The sequence below is a fragment of the Streptomyces sp. UG1 genome (assembly GCF_049974585.1).
GTDB lineage: Bacteria > Actinomycetota > Actinomycetes > Streptomycetales > Streptomycetaceae > Streptomyces.
On the sequence record NZ_JBNGGG010000043.1, the window covers coordinates 12,741 to 37,815 of the forward strand.

19 protein-coding genes are annotated in these 25,075 nt (G+C 70.7%); 10 read left to right on the plus strand and 9 right to left on the minus strand.

Translation table 11 applies throughout. From position 1 onward, the window contains the following. Nucleotides 1-24 precede the first annotated feature (24 nt). The 3 genes from ACP4J3_RS38435 to ACP4J3_RS38445 form a co-directional block, all read right to left on the minus strand. Complete coding sequence (locus tag ACP4J3_RS38435; protein WP_426540972.1) at nt 25-1,389, minus strand: phosphomannomutase/phosphoglucomutase; 1,365 nt, start codon at nt 1,387-1,389, stop codon at nt 25-27. A 113-nt stretch (nt 1,390-1,502) separates the two neighbouring features. After that, nucleotides 1,503-3,119: an L-lactate permease gene (locus ACP4J3_RS38440; RefSeq protein WP_426541051.1), complete on the minus strand. Its 1,617-nt coding sequence runs from the start codon at nt 3,117-3,119 to the stop codon at nt 1,503-1,505. A gap of 134 nt (nt 3,120-3,253) precedes the next feature. Next, nucleotides 3,254-3,631 carry a DUF3499 domain-containing protein gene (locus ACP4J3_RS38445; RefSeq protein WP_426540973.1) on the minus strand — a complete coding sequence of 126 codons (378 nt, stop codon included), beginning with the start codon at nt 3,629-3,631 and terminating at the stop codon, nt 3,254-3,256. Between the two features lie 309 nt (nt 3,632-3,940). Between ACP4J3_RS38445 and ACP4J3_RS38450 the strand changes: the two genes are divergently transcribed. Next, a complete protein-coding gene (locus tag ACP4J3_RS38450) occupies nt 3,941-4,390 on the plus strand; it encodes a metallopeptidase family protein (protein ID WP_426541052.1) in 450 nt (149 codons plus the stop codon). 88 nt (nt 4,391-4,478) lie between these two features. On the opposite strand, the gene ACP4J3_RS38455 is transcribed toward ACP4J3_RS38450, so the two are convergent. From ACP4J3_RS38455 to ACP4J3_RS38465, 3 genes are all read right to left on the minus strand, one after another. Beyond that, a complete protein-coding gene (locus tag ACP4J3_RS38455) occupies nt 4,479-5,963 on the minus strand; it encodes a DUF5719 family protein (protein ID WP_426540974.1) in 1,485 nt (494 codons plus the stop codon). Then, nucleotides 5,960-9,706 carry a glycosyltransferase gene (locus ACP4J3_RS38460; RefSeq protein ID WP_426540975.1) on the minus strand — a complete coding sequence of 1,249 codons (3,747 nt, stop codon included), beginning with the start codon at nt 9,704-9,706 and terminating at the stop codon, nt 5,960-5,962. The genes ACP4J3_RS38455 and ACP4J3_RS38460 overlap by 4 nt, the downstream gene beginning before the upstream one ends. A 213-nt stretch (nt 9,707-9,919) precedes the next feature. Continuing rightward, nucleotides 9,920-10,183 carry a WhiB family transcriptional regulator gene (locus ACP4J3_RS38465; RefSeq protein WP_003975777.1) on the minus strand — a complete coding sequence of 88 codons (264 nt, stop codon included), beginning with the start codon at nt 10,181-10,183 and terminating at the stop codon, nt 9,920-9,922. Between the two features lie 646 nt (nt 10,184-10,829). Here ACP4J3_RS38465 and ACP4J3_RS38470 point away from each other — a divergent pair. The 4 genes from ACP4J3_RS38470 to ACP4J3_RS38485 all read left to right on the plus strand — a co-directional run bounded on the left by ACP4J3_RS38470 (nt 10,830) and on the right by ACP4J3_RS38485 (nt 14,754). After that, nucleotides 10,830-11,336: a cysteine dioxygenase gene (locus tag ACP4J3_RS38470; protein WP_426540976.1), complete on the plus strand. Its 507-nt coding sequence runs from the start codon at nt 10,830-10,832 to the stop codon at nt 11,334-11,336. Between the two features lie 34 nt (nt 11,337-11,370). Continuing rightward, on the plus strand, nt 11,371-12,330 hold the full coding sequence (gene cofD, locus ACP4J3_RS38475) for a 2-phospho-L-lactate transferase (RefSeq protein WP_426540977.1): 960 nt from the start codon (nt 11,371-11,373) through the stop codon (nt 12,328-12,330). Beyond that, the gene (locus tag ACP4J3_RS38480) at nt 12,327-13,637 is read left to right on the plus strand and encodes a coenzyme F420-0:L-glutamate ligase (protein WP_426540978.1); all 1,311 of its coding nucleotides are present in this window, start codon (nt 12,327-12,329) and stop codon (nt 13,635-13,637) included. The genes cofD and ACP4J3_RS38480 overlap by 4 nt, the downstream gene beginning before the upstream one ends. Before the next feature lie 115 nt (nt 13,638-13,752). Then, nucleotides 13,753-14,754: a DNA-3-methyladenine glycosylase family protein gene (locus ACP4J3_RS38485; RefSeq protein WP_426540979.1), complete on the plus strand. Its 1,002-nt coding sequence runs from the start codon at nt 13,753-13,755 to the stop codon at nt 14,752-14,754. A 125-nt stretch (nt 14,755-14,879) separates the two neighbouring features. On the opposite strand, the gene ACP4J3_RS38490 is transcribed toward ACP4J3_RS38485, so the two are convergent. Then, nucleotides 14,880-15,962: a sugar phosphate nucleotidyltransferase gene (locus tag ACP4J3_RS38490; protein ID WP_426540980.1), complete on the minus strand. Its 1,083-nt coding sequence runs from the start codon at nt 15,960-15,962 to the stop codon at nt 14,880-14,882. Nucleotides 15,963-16,031: 69 nt separating this feature from the next. Then, nucleotides 16,032-17,498 carry a peptidoglycan recognition protein family protein gene (locus ACP4J3_RS38495; RefSeq protein ID WP_426540981.1) on the minus strand — a complete coding sequence of 489 codons (1,467 nt, stop codon included), beginning with the start codon at nt 17,496-17,498 and terminating at the stop codon, nt 16,032-16,034. 140 nt (nt 17,499-17,638) lie between these two features. Between ACP4J3_RS38495 and ACP4J3_RS38500 the strand changes: the two genes are divergently transcribed. From ACP4J3_RS38500 to ACP4J3_RS38515, 4 genes are all read left to right on the plus strand, one after another. Continuing rightward, a complete protein-coding gene (locus ACP4J3_RS38500; protein ID WP_426540982.1) occupies nt 17,639-18,394 on the plus strand; it encodes a TIGR03089 family protein in 756 nt (251 codons plus the stop codon). Nucleotides 18,395-18,627: 233 nt separating this feature from the next. Continuing rightward, nucleotides 18,628-19,761 (plus strand): LCP family protein, encoded by a 1,134-nt coding sequence (locus ACP4J3_RS38505; protein ID WP_426540983.1) that lies wholly within the window; start codon nt 18,628-18,630, stop codon nt 19,759-19,761. Nucleotides 19,762-19,997: 236 nt separating this feature from the next. Then, nucleotides 19,998-21,740: an LCP family protein gene (locus ACP4J3_RS38510; protein WP_426540984.1), complete on the plus strand. Its 1,743-nt coding sequence runs from the start codon at nt 19,998-20,000 to the stop codon at nt 21,738-21,740. Nucleotides 21,741-22,197: 457 nt separating this feature from the next. Beyond that, complete coding sequence (locus ACP4J3_RS38515; protein ID WP_426541053.1) at nt 22,198-23,778, plus strand: LCP family protein; 1,581 nt, start codon at nt 22,198-22,200, stop codon at nt 23,776-23,778. Nucleotides 23,779-23,865: 87 nt separating this feature from the next. On the opposite strand, the gene ACP4J3_RS38520 is transcribed toward ACP4J3_RS38515, so the two are convergent. Further along, complete coding sequence (locus ACP4J3_RS38520; protein WP_426540985.1) at nt 23,866-24,339, minus strand: DUF2690 domain-containing protein; 474 nt, start codon at nt 24,337-24,339, stop codon at nt 23,866-23,868. A gap of 320 nt (nt 24,340-24,659) precedes the next feature. On the opposite strand from ACP4J3_RS38520, the gene ACP4J3_RS38525 reads away from it, so the two are divergent. Continuing rightward, nucleotides 24,660-25,064 carry a hypothetical protein gene (locus tag ACP4J3_RS38525; RefSeq protein WP_426540986.1) on the plus strand — a complete coding sequence of 135 codons (405 nt, stop codon included), beginning with the start codon at nt 24,660-24,662 and terminating at the stop codon, nt 25,062-25,064. Nucleotides 25,065-25,075: the final 11 nt, after the last annotated feature.

Below are 25,075 nucleotides of genomic sequence, written 5' to 3' on the forward strand. Positions count from 1 at the left end.
CCGGGACAGTGACTGGGCCCGGTCTCACCCTCTGATGATCGCCAACGCCTCGTCCCGTACCTTCGCCATCGTCGTCTCGTCCCTGGCCTCAGCGTTCAGGCGCAGCAGGGGCTCCGTGTTGGACGGGCGGACGTTGAACCACCAGTCGGCGGCCGTCACCGTCAGGCCGTCGAGTTCGTCGAGTTCCACGCCCTCCTGGCCCTCGTACGCGGCCTTGATCGCGGCGAGCCGGCCGGACTGGTCGGCGACGGTGGAGTTGATCTCGCCGGAGCCCGCGTAGCGGTCGTACTGGGCGACCAGGCCCGAGAGGGGGCCGTCCTGGCCGCCGAGGGCGGCGAGGACGTGGAGGGCGGCCAGCATGCCCGTGTCGGCGTTCCAGAAGTCCTTGAAGTAGTAGTGGGCGGAGTGCTCGCCGCCGAAGATCGCGCCGGTCTTCGCCATCTCGGCCTTGATGAAGGAGTGGCCGACGCGGGTGCGGACCGGGGTGCCGCCGTTCTCCTTGACGACCTCGGGGACCGACCAGGACGTGATCAGGTTGTGGATGACCGTGCCCTTGCCGCCGTGCTTGGCGAGTTCCCGGGAGGCGACCAGGGCGGTGATGGCGGACGGGGAGACCGGGGCGCCGTGCTCGTCGACGACGAAGCAGCGGTCGGCGTCGCCGTCGAAGGCGATCCCGAGGTCGGCGGACTCCTCACGGACCCGCTTCTGCAGGTCGACGATGTTCGCCGGGTCCAGCGGGTTCGCCTCGTGGTTCGGGAAGGTGCCGTCCAGCTCGAAGTACATCGGGACGACCTCCAGCGGGAGGCCGCCGAACACGGTCGGCACCGTGTGGCCGCCCATGCCGTTGCCCGCGTCGACGACGACCTTCAGGGGGCGGATGGAGGTCAGGTCGACGAGGGAGCGGAGGTGGGCCGCGTAGTCCGCCAATGTGTCGCGCTGTGTGATCGTGCCCGCCTGCGCGGCCGGTGCCGGGGCGCCCGACTCGGTCCAGCCCTCGACGAGTTCGCGGATCTCGGCGAGGCCGGTGTCCTGGCCGACCGGGGCGGCGCCCATGCGGCACATCTTGATGCCGTTGTACTGGGCCGGGTTGTGCGAGGCCGTGAACATGGCGCCGGGCAGGTTCAGCGCACCCGAGGCGTAGTAGAGCTGGTCGGTGGAGCACAGGCCGATCTCGGTGACGTCGACGCCCCGGGCCGCGGCTCCGCGCGCGAAGGCGCGGGACAGACCGGGCGACGAGGGGCGCATGTCATGCCCGATGACGATCGCGCTCGCGCCGGTCACCTGGACGAAGGCTGCGCCGAAGAGCTCGGCCAGTGACTCGTCCCACTGGTCCGGGACGACCCCGCGCACGTCGTACGCCTTCACGAGCTGTGACAGATCAGCAGCCACGGCCAACCTCCTGAAAGTCCTGTCGGTCACCCCAAACTACCCGCCCGGACTGACAGTGCGCTGGGTGCCCACTGAGTGGACCCCGAGCCGTAACCTCAAGGTCAGCGCGGGCGTCAGGGCAGCATCCAGCCGAGCACCGGTGAACTCTGCCCGACCACGATCAGACACATCACCAGCAGCAGCCCCAGACTCCACGGCAGCACCCGCCGCAGCAGGTCCCCTTCCCGGCCCGCGAGCCCCACCGCCGCGCAGGCGATGGTGAGGTTCTGCGGCGAGATCATCTTGCCGAGCACACCACCTGAACTGTTGGCGGCGGCCAGGAGTTCCGGCGACAGCCCCGACTCCCGCGCCGCCGTCACCTGCAACGCGCCGAACAGGGCGTTGGCGGAGGTGTCCGAGCCGGAGACGGCCACCCCGAACCAGCCCAGCACGGGCGACAGGAAGGCGAGCCCGGCGCCTGCAGCCGCCACGAAGTGGCCGATGGTGGCGGCCTGTCCGGAGAGGTTCATGACGTACGCCAGCGCCAGCACGGACGTCACGGTCAGGATCGCGAACCGCAGCTCGTGCACGGTGGCGGCCCACTCCCTGACCGCCACGCGCGCGTGCACGCCCAGAACCACCGCGGTGCACACCCCGGCGAGCAGCACGAGCGTGCCGCCCGTGGACACGATCGGCAGGCTGAAGACGTTGCCGCTGACCGGATCCCCGTCCGGGTTCGCGACGTTCAGGAAGGGCCAGTCGAAGGTCCGGGTCGCCTCGGCCAGCCAGTCCTTGACGGCCGGGACCTGGGCGACGGAGAAGATCACGACGATCAACGCGTACGGCGCGTAGGCCCGCACGACTTCGCCGCGCGGGTCGTCCTCGTCCAACTCCTCGCTCCGCGCCCCGGTCAGCACGGACGTGCGTACGGCCTCGGTGGCGGGCACGCGCGCGTGCGGCACGGCGACCAGCGCACCCGCACCGGCCAAGGCGGCGCCGATGTCGGCGAGTTGCGCGGAGACGTAGTTGGAGGCGGCGAACTGGGCGACGGCGAAGGCGACTCCGCACACCACGGCGGGCACCCAGGTCTCCCGCAGCCCGCGTCGCCCGTCCACGAGCCCGACCAGCACGAGCGGCACGACCAGGGCCAGCAGAGGCGTCTGACGCCCCACCACGGAGGCCACGTCGTCCAGCGGCAGGCCGGTGACCTGAGCGAGCGTCACCACGGGCGTACCCATCGCGCCGAAGGCGACGGGCGCCGTATTGGCGACCAGGGCGACGACGGCCGCGCGCACCGGCTCGAAGCCGAGCGCCACCAGCATGACCGAGCAGATCGCGACGGGCGCCCCGAAGCCGGCGAGGGCCTCCAGCAGGGCCCCGAAGCAGAAGGCGACGACGAGGGCCTGGATGCGCGGATCGTCGGACAGCCGCCCGAACGACCGCCGGAGGATGTCGAAGTGCCGTGTCCGGACGGTCATCCGGTACACCCACAGGGCGTTGACGACGATCCACAGGATGGGGAAGAGCCCGAAGACGGCTCCCTGGGCGGCGCCGGAGAGCGTCTGCCCGAGCGGCATGCCGTAGGCGAGCCAGGCGACCAGTACGGCCGCCAGAAGCCCCGTGAGCCCCGCCAGGTGCGCCTTCAGCCGGACGCCGCCGAGCAGGACGAGCACGATCACCAGCGGCAGGGCCGCCACCAGGGCGGACAGTCCCAGTGAGCCGGCTAAGGGCTCCAGTTCCTGGACGTACACGGGCGACTCCCCGGATTCCGCCATGCGGAAAGCGATTTCTCGTTCCGACATACGGAATGGTCGTGTCCGCGACAAGGGCACGTCAATGGCCGTGCATCACTCAACGAAACGAACACACGACGCGCAGGAAAAAGTCAGCTGTCGGGCGACCGGAGCACGCGCAGATGCCCACGCCGTGCGACCTCCATCGGGTCGGCCCCACGACCCCCGCCCCCGCCGGCCTCGGCCGCGCGCTCCTGCGGACGGGCGGCCTCGCGCACGGCGTTGGCGAGCGCTTCCAGGTCATCGCCGCTGGGACGGGCAGGTGCCGAGCCGTCGAGCAGCCGCACGACCTCCCACCCGCGGGGGGCGGTGAGACGCTCGGAGTGCTCGGCGCACAGGTCGTAGCAGTGGGGTTCGGCGTAGGTGGCGAGCGGGCCGAGGACCGCGGTCGAGTCGGCGTAGACGTACGTCAGCGTCGCGACGGCGGGACGACCGCAAGCGGTGCGCGAACAGCGACGTACAGGGCTCACGACGTTGGACGGTACCGCACTCTTGAGCGGGCCGCGACGACTCTCCCCCAGGTCACCCCACCGTGTCGTGTTGTGAACCACCCCACAGGCCCCTTTCGCCCCACCCTTCTGACCTGCCCGGAAGCCTCCCTCCGAGATCCCGAACACTGACAGAACCGGTCACCAATCATCACAAAACCCGTCAATTACCTCGACATCGACGGTCCCGGAGAGATACGGAATCGAGCCCAAGCTTGGCTGGAATGGTCATCTGCCGACATGCGGTACGGACGGGAGATCATCGGCCGTGAGGACTACGCTTCGTCAGTGATGGACACCCCTGTACCGCCCCGCGCCGCCGGCCCCGGGCCCCGCCGCCGTGATCGCCACGGACGGGGCATGCGCGGCCCGATCGCACCACCCCAGGTCCCGCTCGCCGCCAGCCGCGCCGACATCTTCGCCGACCTGGTCCAGGACTCGGTGGAACGCCTCGAACGCCGCTGGCCACAGCTGACCGACATCGATTTCCTGGTCCTGGAAGTACCCCGCCTGGACGGCCCCGGCCGCTCCTGGAACGACGAGGCGGTCCCCCTGGGCGGCACGATCCCCGCCCGCGAGGGGCGACCCGCGCGGGTGGTCGTCTACCGCCGCCCGGTGGAGATCCGCACCAAGGGCCGCGACGAGCGGGCGGCGCTGGTCCACGAGGTGGTCGTGGAGCAGGTCGCCGAGCTGCTGGGCCTCACGCCGGAGACTGTGGACCCGCGCTACGGGGAGGACTGACAGGCACTCGGCGCCGGGGCTGGGCGGGGGTGGGTCGCGCAGCCCCGGCGCCGACGGGGTGCCGCCCGCGCACCCCCACCCAGCAGCACTACTTCTGCAACACCGACAGATCCTCATCCGCCTCGGGCACAGCCACCATGCCCCGATCGTCCGGCAACGTCTGCACCGTGAACCCGGACACCCCGTCCTGCGTCACCGCCAGCGTCCGGGACGCGTACACCGGCCCGCCCGACACCGTCTCCACCGTCAGCGCGTACGTGCCCTTCAGACCGCTCGGCACCGGCACCTCGACATCCTCGGTGGTGCCGGACTTGATCGTGTACGTCTTCGACGCCGCCGTACCGCCCTCGCTCCCCGCCGACGCCGTCACCTTGACCTCCGCCGCACGGAACGGCGCCGTCACGGACAGCGTCGTGCCCTTCTCCCGGTTGTCCGCCACCGTCGCGCGCGCGCCGACAGCCCGAGCAGCGGGAATGAACGCCGTCTCCTGCTTGGCGCCCTTCCCCCGCACCACCCGCAACGCCGCGACCACCGGCACGGACTGATCCGTGGGCGTCAGCACGAACGACCCGGCCTCACCCTGCATCACGTCCCCGAGATCCACCGCACTCGTCATCCCGGCCTTGACGTGCAACGTCTCATTCCCGGCAGGCGTGATCAGCCCGGACGGCGAAGCGAGCCGCACCTTCAGATCCGCATCCGACTCCCCCGGCGCGAACGCGACCAGCCGCACAGACGTGGCGTCCTTCGGCACACCGGGCAGCACCAGGCTCCCCGCGGGATCGGCCGACGCCGCCAGCCAGTCGCCGCCCAGCTTGTCGTCCAGCGCCTGCACCGACGCACCCACCCGACCGCTGCGCACACTCACATGCACGGTCACGTTGTCCTGCTTCTCACCGGTGAGCGTGGACAGGAGTATCGGCTCTCCGGAGTGCGGCTGAACCGTGATCCCCTCCCCCACCGTGGTCTCCAGTGCTCCGTCCTTGCCGTACAGCTCGATGTCCACGACGGCCGCCGAGTCATCAGGATTCGTCAGGTGCACGTAGTCGGTCCGATCGGCAGCCGTACTGGCCCCCGGGAACCAGAACTCCGTGTCCGGCGTGGTGCAGTTGACCCCCTGGAGCCCACGCCCCGTGCCCGCCGCGACCTCGGTCGTCTCCTGCACGGCCCACCCGGGCGCGAACTTCCCGTCGGCGGTCCCGATCAGCGCCGGCGAGTCGGCCCCGGAGGCGTCCCCGGTGGCCGGCGTCCCCGGCTCCTTCACCTCCACAACAGGCTTCCCGGCCTTACCGCCCTTCCCGGCCTTGCCCCCCTTGCCCTCCCCGGGCAGCAGCACCGCCTTCCCGTCACTCCCCGTCCCCTTGGTGACCGGCGTGAACGAGGTGTACGTCGTCTCGGCGAGGTCCGAGATGCTCGGCGCCGGACACACCAGACTCGAACGCTCCACCGGCAACTCCGTGGCCACCTTCGCGGTGTCCGCACCGGACGCGTCCGGCGAGGTCAGCGTCGCGAGCCCGGTGATGACGGCGAGGGCGCCGGCGCCGGCGATCAGGGACAGGGTGGTGCGGTTCACTGCTGGCTCCCGTCGGAACGCTCACTGCCGTGCGGATGCTGCTGCGCCGGGTCGTACGTGCCGTCGTAACCCTGGTCGTAACCCTGCTGGTACGTCTGGTCGTACGAGGAGTCGTACGCCCCCGGTGCCCCCGGCGCCCCCGCCTGTGACTGCCCGCCGTACGCGTACGGGTCGTACTGCCCGCCCTGATACGGATCCGCCTGATACGCCTGGTCGTAGGCGGCGCTGACCGGATACTGCCGGCCACCCTGGTACTGCTCGCCCCCGCCGTAACCCCCGTAGTCGGCCCCTGTGTAGCCGGGCGTGTCCCACTCTCCATAGGGCGTCTGCTGGGGAATCCCGGCGGACGGCGCCTGCGAAGGAGGAGGCGGGAAGTCCCCGCCCTGACCGCCCTGACCGCCCTCTTCGGGCTCGGACTCGGGCTCGGCCTCGGCCTGAGCGCGCAGCCGGCGGGCCCGCCGCCCGTCGCCCGCCATGGCCTCGGCCGGCACGAGCTCCTCCTCGGGCAGGTCGTCGTCGACGTCGCGCCGGCGCCCCGGCAGCGCCATCACGACGAGCACGAGCGCGAGGAAGCCCTGCGTCCACAGCCAGGCGGTGTGCCCGATCGGGTCGTCGTGGGTGACGTCCAATCTGCCGCCCTCGGCGGGCAGTTCGAAGCCCTGCGCCCAGCCGTCGACGGTGGTCGGGGTGAGCGCCTTGCCGTCCAGGGTCGCCGTCCACCCGTCGTCGGCACTGTCGGCGAGCCGCAGCACCCGCCCGTCGGAGCCGGCCGGGATCGTGGTGTGGATCTCCACGGGCCCGGCGGCGACCGGCTGGGGCTCGCCGGCATCGGCATCGGCATCGCCCCCGGCGACGATGGCCGCCCGCGAGACCTCCCGGTCGAGCCGCCACAGCGCACTGCCGTTCTGCTCGCTCAGCCGCGACAGCCCGGGCGTGGCGTCCAGGACGCGCGCGACCTCGCGCGGCGCACCCTTGTGGATGAGGACGTAACGCACCGCGAACGCGTCGAGCTGGTCCGCCTGGTCGGCGCCGGAGCCGGCGACGAGGTTGGCGACGATCTTGTCGAGCCTGGCGTTCTCCCCGTCGGCCACGGCGAGTTCACCGTCGCCCATCCGCACCCCGGAGCCACGGACCAGCATGTAGCGGACGTGGGCCGAGGAGTCGCTGTCGAGGACGAGGGTGCGGGCCTGGTCGCGGGTGCCGCTCTCCTCGGCGACGAACGCGGGCACCTGCACGGGGTCGCGGCGCTCCAGCGGCCCGTCGGCGCCGCGGATCATCCAGCCGGCGGCGACCAGCAGCGGGCCCGCGGCGGCGGAGAAGGCGATCAGCGCGGCGACCGGCTGGCGCCAGCCGAAGCTCTGCTCGGCGACCCTCGAGCGTGCCCCGTCGGCGCCGAGCAGGGCGGCGGCCAGGAGGGCGATGCCGTAGACGAGGGTCGCGGGGCCGGCCCAGGCGGAGCTGTTGGACAGGACGGCGAAGACGAAGCCCAGCAGGGCGACCGCCCAGGCCGTGCGGATGCCCGACTGACGCTCGGAGCGCAGCAGGGCGGCGAGCGCGGCCAGCACGACGCCGATGAGCATCAGTCCGCTGACGGTGCCGGGCCCGCCGGGGCTGGCGCCGAGCAGGTCCAGGGCGGACGCGGTCGAGGCGCCGTACTCCAGGCCGGCCTCCCGGAAGAAGCCGAAGGGCAGCAGGGACAGCGACCAGGGCGCGAGGACCAGCAGGGGCGCGCCGAGCTGGGCCAGGAAGCGCAGGCCGTACGCGGTGATGTCGGTGCGCCGCACCACGAGCAGCCCGATGCCGAGGATCAGCGCGATCGGCCACACGATCGGCGTGAAGGCCGTGACGATCGTCAGCAGCAGGGCGTACGCCCAGGTCGCGCGCCAGCTACCCCGCACGCCCGCGCTGTTCGCCAGGCCGCTGGCGGCAATGCCCGCGCGCGCGATGAGCGGCAGCAGGACGGCGAGTACGGCGGTGCCGATGCGGCCGCCGGCGAGGGCACCGGTGGCGGCGGGCAGGAAGGCGTAGACGACGGCGGCCCACGCGCGCAGCAGGCGCGACTCCACGAGCGGGCGGGAGGCGAAGTAGGCGGTGAATCCGGCCAGCGGTACCGAGCAGACCAGCAGGACGGTGACCGCGAGCCCGGTCGAGCCGAGCAGTACGCCGGCGAGCATCGCCACGATCGCGAGGTACGGCGGCGCGGACGAGGTGCCGCCGGCGCCCACCGGGTGCCAGACATCCAGGTAGCGGGACCACAGCTCGCCGGCTTCGGCGGGGGCGGGCAGCAGCGCGCCGCCCGCGAGGGCGCCGCCGCCGAGGAGCTGGCGGCACGCGATCAGCGCGACGAACAGCAGCCCCAGGAAGAGCATCGGGCCGGGGTTGCGGGCGATGCGCTTCAGACGCGCGAACTGTTCTATCTCCAGGAAGTCGGCGTCGTCGCCGCCGGGTCCGGACTCGACCGCGCCGCCGTGCCGTCCCGCGCCGGCGGCGGCCTCGGGGTCGGAGCGGCCGACGAGGTTGCTCGCGACCTGTTCGACGGTGGCCCGCACGGTCGCGCCGGGCGGCGGGAACAGCGCCCGCAGTTCCCCCTTGTCGATGACGGGGCGCCCGCGCCTGCGCCGCCCGGCGATGATCCGCTCCGGGCGCAGCAGGGTGCCCATGAGGCCGCGGATCTCGTCGAGGGCCTGGCCGGGGACCTTGCCCACGAGGTAGGCGAGTGTCCGCAGGACGGTGCCGAGCACGAGGCGCAGCAGCACCCAGGGCAGCGCGGCGGTACGGGTGTTGACGAGCAGGGTGTAGACGGCGCCGGCCTTGTCGACCTTGTGCGGGGAGGCGGCGGTGCGGCCCACGCAGTCGACGGTGCGGCGCTCGCGGGAGGACGCCTCGGCGTGTCGTACGACGGCCTCGGGGGCGACGAGGACGCGGTGGCCGGCGGCCGTGGCGCGCCAGCACAGGTCGACGTCGTCCCGCATCAGGGGCAGTCGCCGGTCGAAGCCGCCGAGTTCTTCGAAGACGTCGCGCCGGATCAGCATGCCGGCGGTGGACACGGACAGCACGGACCGCACGTGGTCGTGCTGGCCCTGGTCCTGTTCGCGGCGGTCGAGGCCGGTCCAGCGGCGGCCGGAGTTGGCGATGGTGACGCCGACCTCGAGGAGCTGGCGGCGGTCGTACCAGCCGCGCAGCTTGGGGCCCACGACGGCCACGTCGTCGCGGCCCAGCTCCAGCTCGTTGTCCACGACGCGCAGCAGCTGGGCCAGGGCGTCGGGGTCGGGGGCGCAGTCGTCGTGCAGCAGCCACAGCCATTGGACCGGCTCCCCGTGGGGGAGTTCGGGCATGTCGTAGGCGTCGTCGCGCCACGTGCGCGTGACCGGGTCCCAGCCGCTGGGCCGCTTCAGATACGTCAGCTCGTCCGGGGTGAGGACGGGGGCGGTGCGGTTGGCCTCCTCGACGGCCTGGCCGAATCCGGTGCGCCGGGCGAGGTGCAGGACCCGGTCGGCGCCGAGGGCGTCGGTGACCAGTTGCGCGGAGTGGTCCGCGCTGCCGGTGTCGGCGGCGACGGCGAACTGGACGGGGCGCTCCTGGCCGAGCAGCCCGGCGAGCACGTCGGGCAGCCAGCGGGCGCCGTCGTGGGAGACGAGCACCGCCGTCACCACATGACGTGGGAACTCGGGCGGGCGGGTCGGGTCAAACACTGCTGTGGCAGCGAAGTGGTCGTGGGCTGCCGTGTGGCTGTGCACGGACATCGAGGTACGGGCCCCGGTTCGATGGACTGCGGTGGACGCCTGTGCCCCGAGGGGGCAGCGGGGCGTCTCGGACGAGCGACCACACTATCGGCTGGGCATCACGGCGGCCCGCCGCCTGTGGATAACCCACCTGCGACGGGCCGTTCGAGACCTGTTCGAGACGTATGTACGTGCGCATTGCTCGGGTGCCGACCGCGGCGCCCGGCGCTGCGGTCAGACGGCCGCCTTCTTCAGCCGGCGGCGCTCGCGTTCGGACAGGCCGCCCCAGATGCCGAAGCGCTCGTCGTTGGCGAGGGCGTATTCGAGGCACTCGGAGCGGACCTCACAGGCGAGGCAGACCTTCTTGGCCTCGCGGGTGGAGCCGCCCTTCTCGGGGAAGAAGGACTCGGGGTCGGTCTGGGCGCACAGCGCGCGCTCCTGCCAGCCGAGTTCCTCGTCCGCGTCGTCGACCAGCAGTTGCTGCACCAGCTCGGTCATGTGCGCCCCTCGTCTGTCTTTCGCGTCCCCGTGATGTAGCCGTTACCGATTTCGGCTGAACGACACGAGTGAAATTACAAGTGTGCTGCTCCGGGCGAGTCAAGCCGAGATCTGCTATTGAGCCCCTTATTCACTCTGCGGAACCAAGGCCTAGCGGAAAGTGTTCAAATCGGCCTAAACCTTGACAAGCAGACGAGACCCAGGAGGGGCGCCACCCCCGCGCAGAGCCTGTACGGACAAGGACGCCCAGAAGTTCGATCTCGTTGCACACACGCGCGGATGCGAACCGGATCACAGTCGGATCACAGGATCACAACGACGCTCGTGCGCCCGGTTGTGCGCCATGTGTCCCGCCTGCCCCATGAACAAACCTTTCGCCATAGAGATGAACCGGATGAGGTGAAACACGTCCCACAAGGCGGGCGCCGAGTTGACAGTCAAGGTGCGAACCGATGTCCTTGTGGGCATGCTCGCGAACTCGGCACTCACCTCGACCCGCACCGCCGGGTCCCACGGTGCTGCCCGCGCTCGCTGTAGCTGTTGCTGTCCCGGCTGTTGAGCCCCACCCGCTCCAGCCAGGCCGAGTCGCCCGTCTCCTCGGCTTCAGTTCCCTCTGACCTTCTTTCACTGAGGAACCACCCCACCCATGAACAGCGACAGCGACCTGCAGATCGCCGGCGACATCCTCGAAGTCCCCCACCTCCTCCAGACACCGCGCGAGCACCCGGCCACCGTCGCCGAGTTCGCCGGCCTGGCCCGCGCCATCGCCGCCGACCGCTCCCAGTGGGAGCACCTCGTCCAGTACGACGCCACCACCCGCTGGTACCACCGGCTGCGCACCGGGCCCGGCTACGAGGTGTGGCTGCTGTCCTGGGTCCCCGGCCAGGGCAGCGGACTGCACGACCACGGCCCCTCCTCCGGCGTGCTGACCGTCCTGGACGGCACGCTGACCGAGCACACCGAGCGCGGCATGCGCGCGTTGGCGGCGGGCGCTCAGCGGGTGTTCGCGCCGGGGTACGCCCACGAAGTCGTCAACGACGCGCTGGAGCCCGCGGTGAGTCTGCACGTGTACTACCCGGGCCTGACACAGATGCCGATGCACACGGCCTCGGCGTGCGAGGCGCACACGCAACCGCGTCCGGTGACTGCCTGACCCGTTGTCGTATCCGCCTGCAAGACTTACTCCCATGCGCATTGTGGTTCTGGCAGGCGGCATCGGCGGTGCCCGGTTCCTGCGTGGTCTGAAGCGGGCCGTGCCGGACGCGGACATCACGGTCATCGGCAACACCGGGGACGACATCCACCTCTTCGGGCTGAAGGTCTGCCCGGACCTCGACACGGTGATGTACACGCTGGGCGGCGGCATCAACGAGGAGCAGGGCTGGGGCCGGGCCGAGGAGACCTTCCACCTCAAGGAGGAACTCGCGGCGTACGGCGTGGGACCGGAGTGGTTCGGGCTCGGCGACCGGGACTTCGCCACGCACATCGTGCGGACGCAGATGATCGGCGCCGGCTATCCGCTCAGCGCGGTGACGGAGGCGCTGTGCGACCGCTGGAAGCCTGGCGTCCGCCTGATCCCCATGACGGACGACCGTGTGGAGACCCATGTCGCGGTCGAGGTGGACGGCGAGCGCAGGGCCGTGCACTTCCAGGAGTACTGGGTACGGCTGCGGGCCTCGGTGCCGGCGGAGGCGATCGTGCCGGTCGGGGCCGAGCAGGCGAAGCCGGCGCCGGGTGTCCTGGAGGCGATCTCCGAGGCGGACGTCATCCTCTTCCCGCCGTCCAACCCGGTCGTCTCGGTCGGCACGATCCTCGCCGTGCCCGGCATCCGCGAGGCGATCGCCGACGCGGGCGTGCCGGTCGTGGGCCTGTCCCCCATCGTCGGGGACGCGCCCGTGCGCGGGATGGCCGACAAGGTGCTCGCGGCGGTCGGCGTGGAGTCGACGGCCGCGGCGGTCGCCGAGCACTACGGCTCCGGGCTCCTCGACGGCTGGCTCGTGGACACCGTGGACGCGGGCACCGTGGAGCGCGTCGAGGCGGCCGGGATCCGCTGCCGGGCCGTACCGCTGATGATGACCGACATCGACGCCGCCGCGCAGATGGCCCGCGAGGCGCTGGCGCTGGCGAAGGAGGTGCGGGGAGTTTGAGCGAGATCCGTGCCGACGGCTACCGGGTCTGGGCCGTCTCCGGGATGCCCGAGGTCCGGCAGGGCGACGACCTCGCCAAACTGATCGCCGCCGCCGAACCCGCTCTCGCCGACGGGGACGTGCTCCTGGTCACCTCGAAGATCGTCTCCAAGGCGGAGGGGCGGATCGTCGAGGCGACGGACCGGGAGGCCGCGATCGACGCGGAGACGGTACGGGTCGTGGCGCGCCGCGGCGCCCTGCGCATCGTCGAGAACCGGCAGGGCCTGGTGATGGCCGCCGCCGGGGTCGACGCCTCCAACACCCCCGCCGGGACCGTGCTGTTGCTGCCCGAGGACCCGGACGCGTCCGCGCGGGCGATCCGCGACGGCCTGCGCGACGCCCTCGGCGTCGAGGTCGGCGTCGTCGTCACCGACACCTTCGGACGCCCTTGGCGCTCCGGGCTCACCGATGTCGCGATCGGCGCCGCCGGTGTCCGCGTACTGGATGATCTGCGCGGGGGCACGGACGCGTACGGCAATCCGCTCAGCGCGACCGTCGTGGCGACGGCGGACGAACTCGCCGCCGCCGGAGACCTGGTCAAGGGCAAGGCCACCGGGCTGCCCGTCGCCGTCGTGCGCGGCCTGGCGCACACGGTGACCGAGGACCACGGGGAGGGGGCGCGGACGTTGGTGCGCGGCGCGCGTGACGACATGTTCCGGCTGGGCACGTCGGAGGCGGTACGGGAGGCGGTGACCCAGCGCCGTACGGTCCGGGCGTTCACGGACGAGCCCGTCGACTCCGGGGCCGTACGAAGAGCGGTCGCGGCGGCGGTCACGGCGCCGGCGCCGCACCACACGACGCCGTGGCGGTTCGTGCTGCTGGAATCGGCGCAGTCGCGGACGCGGCTGCTCGACGCGATGCGCGAGGCCTGGATCGCCGATCTGCGCCGGGACGGCAAGAGCGAGGAGTCGATCGCGAGGCGGGTGCGGCGCGGGGATGTGCTGCGCCACGCGCCGTACCTCGTGGTGCCCTGCCTGGTCATGGACGGCTCGCACACCTACGGCGATGCGCGGCGGGACGGGGCCGAGCGGGAGATGTTCGTCGTCGCCGCCGGGGCCGGGGTGCAGAACTTCCTGGTCGCGCTGGCCGGGGAGCGACTGGGCTCGGCGTGGGTGTCGTCGACGATGTTCTGCCGGGATGTGGTGCGCGAGGTACTCGGGCTGCCGCAGGACTGGGATCCGATGGGGGCGGTGGCGGTCGGTCATCCGGCTCAGCAGCCACGGCCGCGGCCGGAGCGGGATGCGGGGGCTTTCATCGAGATGCGCTGATCCGTGCCGTGCGGCGCCTACGCTCGTAGAGCACCACCTGCGGCGACATCCACCCCTGCGGGCGCGCTCGCCAGGTGCTTACGCTCGTAGCCTCCCAGCCCCCTAGGACTCAACCGTGGCAGGACGTTTCGCTCCGCGGCCCACGCGTACGACCGTGCGCGGTGGGCATGTCGCCGTGCCCGCGGGGATACCGCGGCAGGCCGCGGCGCCCGGGCGGGTGCGTACGTGGGTGCCGGAGGGGCCGCTCGATCTCGGGCTGGTGCTCGGGCCGCTGCGGCGTGGGCCGGGGGATCCGACGTTCCGGGCGATGCCGGACGGGTCGGTGTGGCGGGCCTGTCTCACGCCTGCCGGGCCGGGGACGCTGCGGGTCAGTGCGCGCGGGGCTGAGGTGCGGGGTGAGGCGTGGGGGCCGGGTTCCGAGTGGCTGCTGGAGCGGTTGCCCGAGCTGCTCGGGGCCGCCGACGATCCGTCCGTGTTCGTGCCTCGGCATCGGGTGGTGGCGATGGCTCGGCATCGGCGGCCGGGGCTCCGGCTGACGCGGACCGGGCTGGTGATGGAGTCGTTGATTCCGTCGGTGCTGGAGCAGAAGGTCACGACCGATGAGGCGTATCGGGCGTGGCGGTTGCTGGTACGGAAGTACGGCGAGCCGGCGCCGGGGCCCGCGCCGGGGCGGATGTGTGTGATGCCGGATGCGCGGACCTGGGCGCTGATTCCGTCCTGGGAGTGGCATCGGGCCGGGGTCGACAACAAGCGGGCGTCGACGATTCTGCGGGCGGTGCGGGTCGCTGCGCGGATGGAGGAGGCGGTGCGGATGCCTCCGGCTGAGGCGCAGGCTCGGTTGGAGGTCGTACCGGGGATCGGGCCGTGGACGTCTGCGGAGGTTGTGCAGCGTAGTCATGGGGCGGCGGATGCGGTGACGGTGGGGGATCTGCATCTGCCGGGGATTGTGGGGTTCGCGCTTGCGGGGGATCGGGATGCGGATGACTCCGTGATGCTGGAGTTGCTGGAGCCGTATGCGGGGCAGCGGCACCGGGCGGCTCGGTTGATTCTGTTGAGTGGGCGGGTGCCGGCGCGGCGGGCGCCGCGGATGCCTCGGGGGGATATCGGGCGGTTGTGACGTCCACCGAGGGCTGACCGGTCTCGCCGCGCTTACCGGTAGGCGCGGTGTGCAGCCCCGGACCGTGTACCGGCCGTCGACGATACGGCACGCGTGCCCCCGCCGGGCCGGCCATCCGCCGCCGCTCAGAGATCCGGCGAGAATCTCACCGCCCCGGCCGGTATCCGGGCATCGCACCACACCCGTGCCCCCTCCTTGAGCTCGTTGTCCGCGCCGATCACCGCGCCGTCGCCGATGACCGTGCCGGTGAGGATCGAGCGTTCGCCCACGCGGGCGCGGCTGCCGATCAGGGAGTCGGTGATGACGGCGCCGGGCTCGATCACGGCGCCGGGCAGGATCGTGCTGCCGAAGACCCGGGCGCCCTCGGCCACGAACGCGCCCTCTCCCACCACCGTGCCACCGGTCAGCTTGGCGTCCGGTGCCACCTGGGCCGTGGGGAGGATCAGGCGGTCGCCGCACCGGCCGGGCACCGCGGGGGACGGGGCCCGGCCCAGGACCAGGTCGGCCGAGCCCCGGACGAAGGCCGCCGGTGTGCCCAGGTCGAGCCAGTACGTCGAGTCGACCATGCCCTGCAGGTGCGCCCCGGCCGACAGGAGGTCCGGAAAGGTCTCGCGCTCCACCGACACGGGACGGCCCGCCGGGATCGTGTCGATGATCGAGCGGCGGAAGACGTACGCGCCCGCGTTGATCTGGTCGGTGACGATCTCCTCGGGAGTCTGCGGCTTCTCCAGGAACGCCGTCACCCGGCCCGTGTCGTCGGTGGGGACCAGGCCGTACGCCCTCGGGTCCGTCACCTTGGTGAGGTGGAGGGAGACGTCCGCGCCCGTCGTCTCGTGGGTGCGGACCAGCGCCCTGATGTCCAGCCCCGTCAGGATGTCGCCGTTGAAGATCAGCACCGGGTCGTCCGGCGCGGAGTGGAGACGCGATGCCACGTTGCGGATCGCGCCGCCCGTGCCGAGGGGCTCCTCCTCCGTGACGTACTCCAGATGGAGGCCCAGCGCCGACCCGTCGCCGAAGTACGGCTCGAAGACCTCGGCCAGGTACGACGTCGCGAGCACGATGTGCTCGACCCCCGCCGCTCTCGCTCTCGCCAACTGGTGCGTGAGGAACGGCACCCCGGCCGCCGGGACCATGGGCTTCGGCGTGTGCACGGTGAGCGGGCGCAGCCGAGTGCCCTTGCCGCCGACCAGGAGGATCGCTTCTGTCACCTGTCGTCTCTGCTTCCTGCCGGGACCGGCCGAACTGTCTTTCGGCCGGCCAGTTTATGCAGACCGTCGTCAACGTCCCTGGTAGCGGGCCGCCGCGGAGCGCGCCGAGCCGAGCTTGCGGTAGAGCTGCCATCCGGGGCACGCCGTGGAGTACCCGTCCCGATGGCCGGAGATCACGTTCAGTCGTACCTTCTTTCCCTTTCGGTAGAGATTGCCACCTCCGGACTTCAGGTATGTCTTTCCGCGCGGATTGGCACCGTGGAGCCCCAGCTTCCAGGCCGTGAGCCGGGCGATGGCCTTCACCGCCCTGCGGGTCGGCTTCTTGGTGTCGTAGCTGCCGAGAACGGCGATCCCCATGCTGTTGGAGTTGAAACCGAGTGTGTGGGCACCCATGACCGGCCGGGCCACTCCCCCCGCGCGCCCCTCGTAGATGTTTCCGCACTTGTCGACGACGAAGTTGTAGCCGATGTCGCGCCAGCGCATGCTCTTGACGTGGTAGCGGTAGATACCGCGAATGAGCGAGGGGGCCTGCTTGCACCGGTACTTTCCGGTCGCCGTGTGGTGCACGAAGGCCGCCTTCACCTTCTTCGTGTAGCCGAACCGCCGCTCCCGCCAGCTCTCGTTGGCGCCCCAGCCGCGCCGTGTGACGATGCGCGGCCGCGGCCCGATGTACGGCTTGGCCCGCTGCTCCGCCGTCAGCTCGCTGCCGCGCAGGGCCAGCAGTTCCCGTTCGGTCTCGATGCGGCCGAGCGCGGGGATCTCGGCGGCGCCCAGGGAGGTGAGTTCGGCGTTGGCGGCGGAGGCGGCGAGGGCATCGGCGGACACGGCGATGCCGCCGGTTCCGGCCGCCCCGCTGGTCCCGGGGTTCAGTCCGCCCGTACCGGAGCCGGGGTCGCCCTGCACGGGGGCGGGGTCGCCGGGGTCGACGAGTTCGACGTGGAGGTCGGCGGGCAGCGGAGTGATGGCGTGAGGGTGCACCGCCGAGTCGTCACCGTCCTCCGCGCTTTCGCCTTCCTCGGGCCGCGGTTCGGCTCGGTGGGCCGTGACCCGCACCTCCACGCCGTCCGACTCGCCGACCCACAAGGGTGCCGTGGCGCCGCGTGCCCCGCCGGAGCCGCCTTCGGAGGTGTCCGGGTCGGCCGCGTGTTCGGAGTTGTGCGTCTCGACGTCCTGCCAGTCGGACCAGGTGCCAGTGTCGACCGCGCGGGTGCGGACCTGGACACGGCCGTGCAGTTCGGTGGCCGGGTCGTCCCAGACGACGCCGACGAGGGAGAAGTGACCTACGTCCCGGCGGGGCAGCCCCAGTTCGGTGGGTGCGCCGGCGACACGGTCACGGGTGAGGGGGACGAGAGGCAGCGACTGGGTACTGCCGGGGACGTAGGCCTCGTTGTCCGCGCGCCGCACCGCCGACCCGGCCACCGTCCCCCGGCCTGCGGCGGCTTCCGCTCCGGGCGCCGCGACGGCGGTCGGGGTGAGCGGGAGGAGGAGAGCGGCCGCGCACGTGACACCGATTGAAGAAGCAAGGAATCCACGCATGCTCCCGATATTGGACATAGTCACACAAATCTGTCCATTGGGAAACTGACGCCGTGTCGGCCCACGGCTCCGCCGAACCGGTGGCGCCCTCGCGGCCCGCAGGGGGGTGCGCGGCCAGGCCTGCGCGTACCCTTGCGCGGGTGAATGCCACCGATCGCACCCCTGCCGACCTGCTGCGTTCCGCGCTTGCCGCGGATGCCGGACGTCCCCTGGTGACCTTCTACGACGACGCCACCGGGGAACGCGTCGAATTGTCCGTGGCCACCTTCGCCAATTGGGTGGCCAAGACCGCGAATCTGCTCCAGGGCGACCTCGGGGCCGGGCCGGGTGACCGGGTCACGCTGCTGCTGCCCGCGCACTGGCAGACGGCGGTATGGCTGCTGGCGTGCTCCTCGGTGGGCACGATCGCGGACGTGGGCGGCGATCCGGCGACGGCGGACGTGGTCGTCAGCGGGCCGGAGGGGCTGGAGGCCGCGCGGGCCTGCCGGGGTGAGCGGGTCGCCTTGGCCCTACGCCCGCTGGGGGGCCGTTTCCCGCAACCCCCGCCCGGCTTCGCCGACTACGCGGTGGAGGTGCCCAGCCAGGGCGACAGCTTCGCACCGTACGCGCCGGTCGACCCCGAGGATCCGGCGCTGATCGTGGCCGGCCGGGAGTTCAGCGCCGCCGAGCTCGTCGAACGCGCCCGAGCGGAGGCACCGGCGCTCGGCCTCACGGGCCCGGGTTCAAGGATCCTCTCCGCCCTGCCGTACGACACCTGGCACGGCCTCAACGCCGGCCTGTACGCGGCGCTCGCGACCGGTGGCTCGGTGGTGCTGTGCCGGCACCTCGAGGCGCTGACGGATGAGGCGCTGGCCAAGCGCATCGATGCGGAGCGGGTGACGACGACGGCGCGGTGACGCCGCACCCGGCCTGAGGGCTGGGCGGGGGTGGGTGCGCAGCCCGGCGCGACGGGGTGCCGCCTTTCTTTGGGACGGGCGCCGCCCCAGCGGCACGACTGCCCGCAGCTTGGGCGGAGCGCCCCCCACCACCCATTCGGCCCATCACCACCCCCCACCCACCCCCCACCCAAGCCATGGTCGTAACAGCAGCCCACACCACACGCAGCACGCACTGAGGGGTGGACCCAGCCGTGACCGACACCGTACGTGCGCGCCGGCGATGGGTTCGGCGGGGAGCCCTGGGGGTCGGGATCCTGGTGCTCGTCGCCGGCGGGGTCGGCTGGGCCGTCTACGCCAAGCTCGACTCCAACATCACCCCGGACGAGGCCGCCGCAGCCGAACTCGCCCGGTACGAGAAGGAACGCCCCACCTCACTGGTCCGCGGCGCGCAGAACATCCTCGTCATCGGCTCGGACTCGCGCGCCGGCAGCAAGAACCGCCGCTACGGCCGCGACTCCGGGACCGAGCGCTCCGACACCACCATCCTGCTGCACCTCTCGGCCGACCGCCGCGGCGCCACCGCCGTCTCGATACCCCGCGACCTCATGGTCGACGTCCCCGGCTGCCGCCGCCCCGGCGGCACCCGCAGCGACCCTGTGTTCGCGATGTTCAACTACGCCTTCCAGGTGGGCGGTTCGGCCTGCACCATCCGCACCGTGGAGCGGCTGACGAACATCCGCGTGGACCACCACGTCGTCATCGACTTCCACGGCTTCAAGGAGATGGTCGACGCCCTCGACGGCGTCGAGATCTGCCTGCGGAAACCCATCGCCGACAAGGCCGCCAAGCTCAGACTCCCGGCCGGAAAAGTGACCCTCAACGGCGAGCAGGCCCTCGGCTACGTCCGCGCCCGCAAATCCCTCGGCAACGGCAGCGACACCGACCGCATGGAACGCCAGCAGCGCTTCCTGGCCGCACTCGTGCACAAGGTGCAGAGCAATGACGTACTGCTCAATCCGGTCAGGCTCTACCCCGTCCTGGACGCCGCCACATCGTCTCTCACCACCGACCCGGCCCTGGCCAGCTTGCGTGGTTTGTACGAACTTGCGCGCGGAGTGCGCGACATCCCCACCGAACGCGTGCAATTCCTCACGGTTCCGAGGGAGTCGTACCTCTACAACTCCAATCGCGACCAACTCGTGGAGCCGGAAGCCGAGCGCCTCTTCGAGCGACTGCGCACCGACACCCCGGTGGAAGTCACGGATTCGCCCGAAATGCACCCGGGGTCACCACGCCATCTCTCCCGTCCGGACGAGCCTTCCGGCCCCACTCCCCCGGCACCCACCTTCCGCGGCAGCACCGCCGCCGAGAACCCCTGTGGGTAAAGCGCTCACCAAGTCGTCGCCCCGCCGTGAACCCGACCTCAAAGAAATGGGACGGATTGCCCAGTTGTAGGGACGTGGAATTTGTCACCGTCCTCGCTCGACGCTGAACTGGGCGGATAGTGTGAGCGATCTGGTGCTCCCTGCCGTAGTTAGGCTTGCGCACTGTTTGACCGAGAGACCCGAGCGCCTTGGAGGGGGAAGGCGCCGCGTGGCCCCGACGGAGGATTCAGACAACCGTGGACGCGCAAGGCCGTGGGCGGGCGGATGACATCGATCCCGCAGACCAGTGGGTGCTCAATCCGAACACCGGTGAATACGAACTGCGACTGAGCAATTCCGCACCGCAGTCATCGGTTCCGGGGCAGCGCAGGGCCGCGGACCGTGGCGCCCGTGATGCCGTGCACACCAGAACGGCCTCACCGCGCCGTCGCGCCCCCGAGGCCCCCGGTCGCGAGGTCCCGCCACAGCGCCGACGACGTGCCGCGCCCGACGAGCCCCTGCCGGGGCGACGGGGGCGACGGCCGGCCAAGAAGAAATCGAAGGCCAAGAAGGCCTTTATGTGGACCGGCGGCACCATGGCGTTCGTCCTCGTCGCGGTCGGCACGGCCGGCTATCTCTACCTCAGGCACCTCGAGGGCAACGTCACGACGACGGACGTCGGCAGCGCGGGCAAGGACGGCTTCAGCAAGGATGAGGCCTTCAACATCCTGATCATCGGCACCGACAAGCGCACCGGTGCGGGTAACGAGGGCTACGGCGACAAGGGCAGCGTGGGGCACGCCGACACCACGATCCTGCTGCACGTCTCCAAGGACCGCACGAACGCCACCGCGCTCAGCATCCCCCGCGACCTGATCGTGGACATCCCCGACTGCCCGACGATTCAGGAGGACGGCAGCGAGAAGATCATCCCGGGGCTGCAGGGCGTCCGCTTCAATCGCAGCCTCGGCGAGAACGGCCGGGACGCGGGCTGCACCATGCGCACCGTGAAGGAAGCCACCGGCATCCAGCCGGACCATTTCATGATGGCGGACTTCAACGCGGTGAAGACGCTGACCACGGCGGTGGACGGGGTCACGGTCTGCGTGGAGAAGGCCGTCAACGACAAGGAGTCGAAGCTTCGGCTGCCCGCGGGCGAGTCCAAGATCGAGGGTGAGCAGGCGCTGGCGTTCCTCCGTACCCGGCACAGCTGGGGCAACCAGGGCGACCTGGACCGCATCAAGGTGCAGCAGCAGTTCCTGGGCTCGCTCATGCGCAAGATGTCCTCCAGCGACACCCTGACCAATCCCAAGAAACTGGTGAACCTCGCCGAGGCCGCCACCAAGGCGCTGACCGTGGACACCGGCATCGGCAAGGTCAGCACGCTCAAGGACGTGGCCCTGCAGCTGAAGCAGGTACCGACGAAGAACATCACGTTCCTGACGGTGCCCGTGCGCGACAACCCGGCCGAGAAGGTCAAGGCGACCGTGGTCGTCGACGAGTCGAGTGCACCTCAGGTCTTCCAGATGATCAAGAACGACACCTCCTTCACCGAGGTGAAGAAGAAGGAGGCGAAGGAAAAGGCTGCGATCGCCGCCCGCCTCAAGGGAGAGAAGGCCGACGCCTCGGAGGTTCGCGTGCAGATCCTCAACGGCGGCGCCCCGGGCGGCAGCGCCCAGGCACAGCTGACCTGGCTCCAGACGGAGGCGGGCGTCACCAAGTCCGAGAACGCGGGCAACGCTGACGCCACGCAAGCCAAGACAACGCTCGAGTACGCGCCCGAGCAGGCGGACCAGGCACGCAGGCTGGCCGACATCATGGGCCTGAGCGGGTCCATGATGAAGCCGGGGAAGAGCGTCACCAATGCCCAGGGACTGCCGACGATGACACTCACGCTGGGAGAGGACTTCAAGGGCGCCGGGGTGAAGATGAACTCTTCTGCCGCAGCCACTCCGAATGTGCCGAGGTCCACGGCGGACAAGGCCCAGTGCGCCAGCTGAATCGGCGAAGCGAGTGATCCGAGGGGCTGTCGCGCGCCTTACGAGTCGAGCGACAGCCCCTCCCTTGCCGGGCCGCCCCTGCCGGGAGCAGGGTGACCGACCGGAATCGGATACGGGGTTGTCCGGACGGGAACGCAACCGCGCGGGGCGCACGTTGGTCTGACTAGGGACACCGCTGTGTCGACTGCACGTCGGCCCGACGTCGACGGTGCGTCGTGGAAGGCAGTACATGGCCGTGTCAAGCGCGGTTTTTGCCGACGCATGGCCAACCCGGTTCGGCCCAAAAGGGTCTGACAGGTAGCAGGCCGATGTCGGACAGGGTGGCCTGAAAGGGTTCGCTCCGCGCCGGACCGGGAGGTCCGGACGCGAGCGTGGCCTTGTCAGGCAAGGGTGGGGAAAGGGCGGGGAGTTGGGACACAGCAGTGTGCAGGGAGAAGTGCCCGCGGCCGAGGACACGATGTCCCTCACACCGCAGGACCGGGACACATCGGCCGAAGCAGGCCGGCACGCTGGTGGCAGGCGGCGCCGGCCAGGGCATGAAACCGGCCCCCCTCGCCGCAGACGGCGGGCGCTTCGCTGGTCGGCGACTGTTCTGGCGGTGGTGATACTGGGGACCGCCGGTGCCGGATACCTGTACTACCGGCACCTGAACGGCAACATCGAGAAGGGCGAGCGCAGCAGCGGCGACTCGAAGGCGCAGAAGACGGCGCCCAACGCGGCCGGGCAGACACCGCTGAACATCCTGCTGATCGGCTCCGACAGCCGTAACTCCGACGAGAATGTGGCGCTGGGCGGCAGCAGGGACAACCGCGGCAACCCGCCGCTGGGCGACGTGCAGATGCTCATCCACCTGTCTGCCGACCGCAAGAGCGCCGCGGTGGTGAGTATCCCGCGCGACACCCGGGTCGACATCCCCCAGTGCACGGACCCGGAGACCGGCAAGACCTATCCGGCGACCAACACCATCATCAACGAGTCGCTGGCCCGCGGCGGAGCCGGTTGCACGCTGGCCACCTGGCAGAACCTCACCGGGGTCTACATCGACCACTGGATGACGATCGACTTCGCGGGCGTGGTGAGCATGGCGGACGCCATCGGCGGGGTCGACGTCTGTGTGAAGCAGAACGTATGGGACCGCGGGGGTTCCGGCCTGAAGATGAAGGCCGGCACGAAGCAGGTCAAGGGCAAGCAGGCGCTTCAGTGGCTGCGCACGCGCCACGCCTGGGGCAGCGACCTCCTACGGGCCAGGGCTCAGCACATGTACCTGAACTCGATGATCCGCACCCTGAAGGATCAGAACGTCTTCACCGACACCGGCCATCTGATGGACCTGGCCGAGGCGGCCACGAGGTCGCTGAAGGTCTCCGAGGAGATCGGTACGGTCAAGAAGCTGTACGACCTCGGCATGCAGCTCAAGACGGTGCCGACGAACCGCATCACCATGACGACGATGCCGAACGTCCAGGACCCGCAGGACGCCAACCACGTGGTGCCGGCCGGTGCCGACGCCGAGAAGGTGTGGACGATGCTCCGCGACGACGTGCCGTTCGACGCCAACGGCACGGACGCGGACACGAAGAAGGCGACGACCGAGGAGAAGACCTCCAAGGACCCGGCGGCGGCCGACGACAAGATCGCCGTACAGGTGCAGAACGGCACAAAGACCAGCACGAAGGCCGCGGTGCCCCAGCGGGCCGGCGTGATCGCCCAGCAGCTCGTCGGCAAGGGTTTCACGCAGGCGGTGGCGGACCCCTCGGCGCCGCTCAGTGTGGACAAGACGGTCGTCCGCTACCCCAGTGCGGACATGGAGGGCGACGCCCAGCGGGTCGCCAAGTCGCTGGGAATTCCGATGAGTTCGGTGAAGCGGACCACCGATGTCTCCGGGGTCACCCTTGTCGTGGGCACCGACTGGCGTTCGGGGACGGCCTACCCCAAGCAGTCGACACCGAAGGCCGGGGACATCCCCGACAACGCCGACGCCATCAACGGGTCGGACAGCAGCCCCTGCATGGACGTGTACGCGCCCTACCGCTGGTAGTCGGCAACGACCACGGGGGCTCGCCGTCAAGCCACGGCGAGCCCCCGGCCAGGCCTGATCACCCTTGAGGGTGGCGCTTTCCCGGCATCAGTAGGAAGCGGTCCGCACGTAGGCCGTGCCGCCCGCCGAGGAGTCCGCGGACGCCGCGGCGTACGACGTCAGCCCCTTGTCGTAGACCATCGGCGTGTAGCACTGCTTCTGCCCCTTGGTGATGGTGCAGCTGTACTTGCGGCCGTCGTTGTTGCGGACGATGTACGCGCGCTCGCAGTCTTCCCCCGCGGCGGCGTTGCCACAGGCGTACTGGGTGTGGTCGAGCGTGAATCTGGCCCAGGCGGTGTGACACTTCAGGCTGTAGCGCAGCTCGATGGTGCCCCAGGTGATGTTGGAGTTCTTGACCGTCGCGGAGTGCACCGTCCTGGCGTCAGCGCCGCAGCCCGCGGCCGACGGGTCCTTCCCGTCGGCCGTGTAGGCCTGGGCGCCACCCATGGTGGCGACCAGCGACAGGCCGATCCCTCCGGCCACCACACCCGCTCGTGCGAGATTCCTCTTACCGAAACGCATTGCTGCCCCCTTGATGGCATGACTGTGGAAGCCGCGGCGGATCTGCCGCGGCTGTCGAGAACCGGGATACGTGCGGGAGGTCGGCAAACCCGCCCCTGGTGCACAAAGGCCGCTGGTCGGGCGGCGCACAATCAGCGCCTAGTTGATCACGAGTGATGAAAGCATGTCAAAGCAGTTCTTCCGCAAAGCAATTCATGTGCGAGATTGATCAACTCATGTCAGTATCAGGACCGTTGTCCGCCTCTGTCGGCCACCCCCCTTTCACTGGAGCGAAGTTGAAGCGCAGGTTCACAAGCAAGGCAGCCAGGATCACGACCTCGATGGCGCTCATGCTGTCGGGAATCGCCGGCTACTCACTCGCCACCGCCCCGGCCGCCAGCGCTGCCACATACGGGTGCAACGGCTCCCAGATCGACAGCTGGAACAACACCTACAACGGCACGACGTACGCCACGACCTACCTGTTCTGGGACGGGACGAACAACTGCGTCGCGGCCGTGAAGCGCGGCTCGTATTACGGCGTCAAGACCCGCATCGCCGTGAAGGCCTGGACGGACAAGGACGGGTACGTCAAGGGGGACGACGGCTCCTACCTGTACTACGCGAGCTGGACCTTCAAGGGGAAGGGCCGCTGCATAGCCGTCGAGACCGACGTGTGGAACAAGAGCGGCAACAACATCATCCAGGACCACGTCCCGCCGAACGGCTACTTCCACTGCGGCTGACCCTGCAACAG

What these genes read in the sequence shown, in the direction of transcription:
- ACP4J3_RS38450 (WP_426541052.1), top strand. Translation starts at nt 3,941, where the DNA reads ATGGACACCCCTGTACCGCCCCGCGCCGCCGGCCCCGGGCCCCGCCGC.
- ACP4J3_RS38460 (WP_426540975.1), bottom strand. Translation starts at nt 9,706, where the DNA reads ATGTCCGTGCACAGCCACACGGCAGCCCACGACCACTTCGCTGCCACA.
- ACP4J3_RS38465 (WP_003975777.1), bottom strand. Translation starts at nt 10,183, where the DNA reads ATGACCGAGCTGGTGCAGCAACTGCTGGTCGACGACGCGGACGAGGAA.
- ACP4J3_RS38470 (WP_426540976.1), top strand. Translation starts at nt 10,830, where the DNA reads ATGAACAGCGACAGCGACCTGCAGATCGCCGGCGACATCCTCGAAGTC.
- cofD (WP_426540977.1), top strand. Translation starts at nt 11,371, where the DNA reads ATGCGCATTGTGGTTCTGGCAGGCGGCATCGGCGGTGCCCGGTTCCTG.
- ACP4J3_RS38495 (WP_426540981.1), bottom strand. Translation starts at nt 17,498, where the DNA reads ATGCGTGGATTCCTTGCTTCTTCAATCGGTGTCACGTGCGCGGCCGCT.
- ACP4J3_RS38515 (WP_426541053.1), top strand. Translation starts at nt 22,198, where the DNA reads ATGTCCCTCACACCGCAGGACCGGGACACATCGGCCGAAGCAGGCCGG.
- ACP4J3_RS38520 (WP_426540985.1), bottom strand. Translation starts at nt 24,339, where the DNA reads ATGCGTTTCGGTAAGAGGAATCTCGCACGAGCGGGTGTGGTGGCCGGA.
- ACP4J3_RS38525 (WP_426540986.1), top strand. Translation starts at nt 24,660, where the DNA reads ATGGCGCTCATGCTGTCGGGAATCGCCGGCTACTCACTCGCCACCGCC.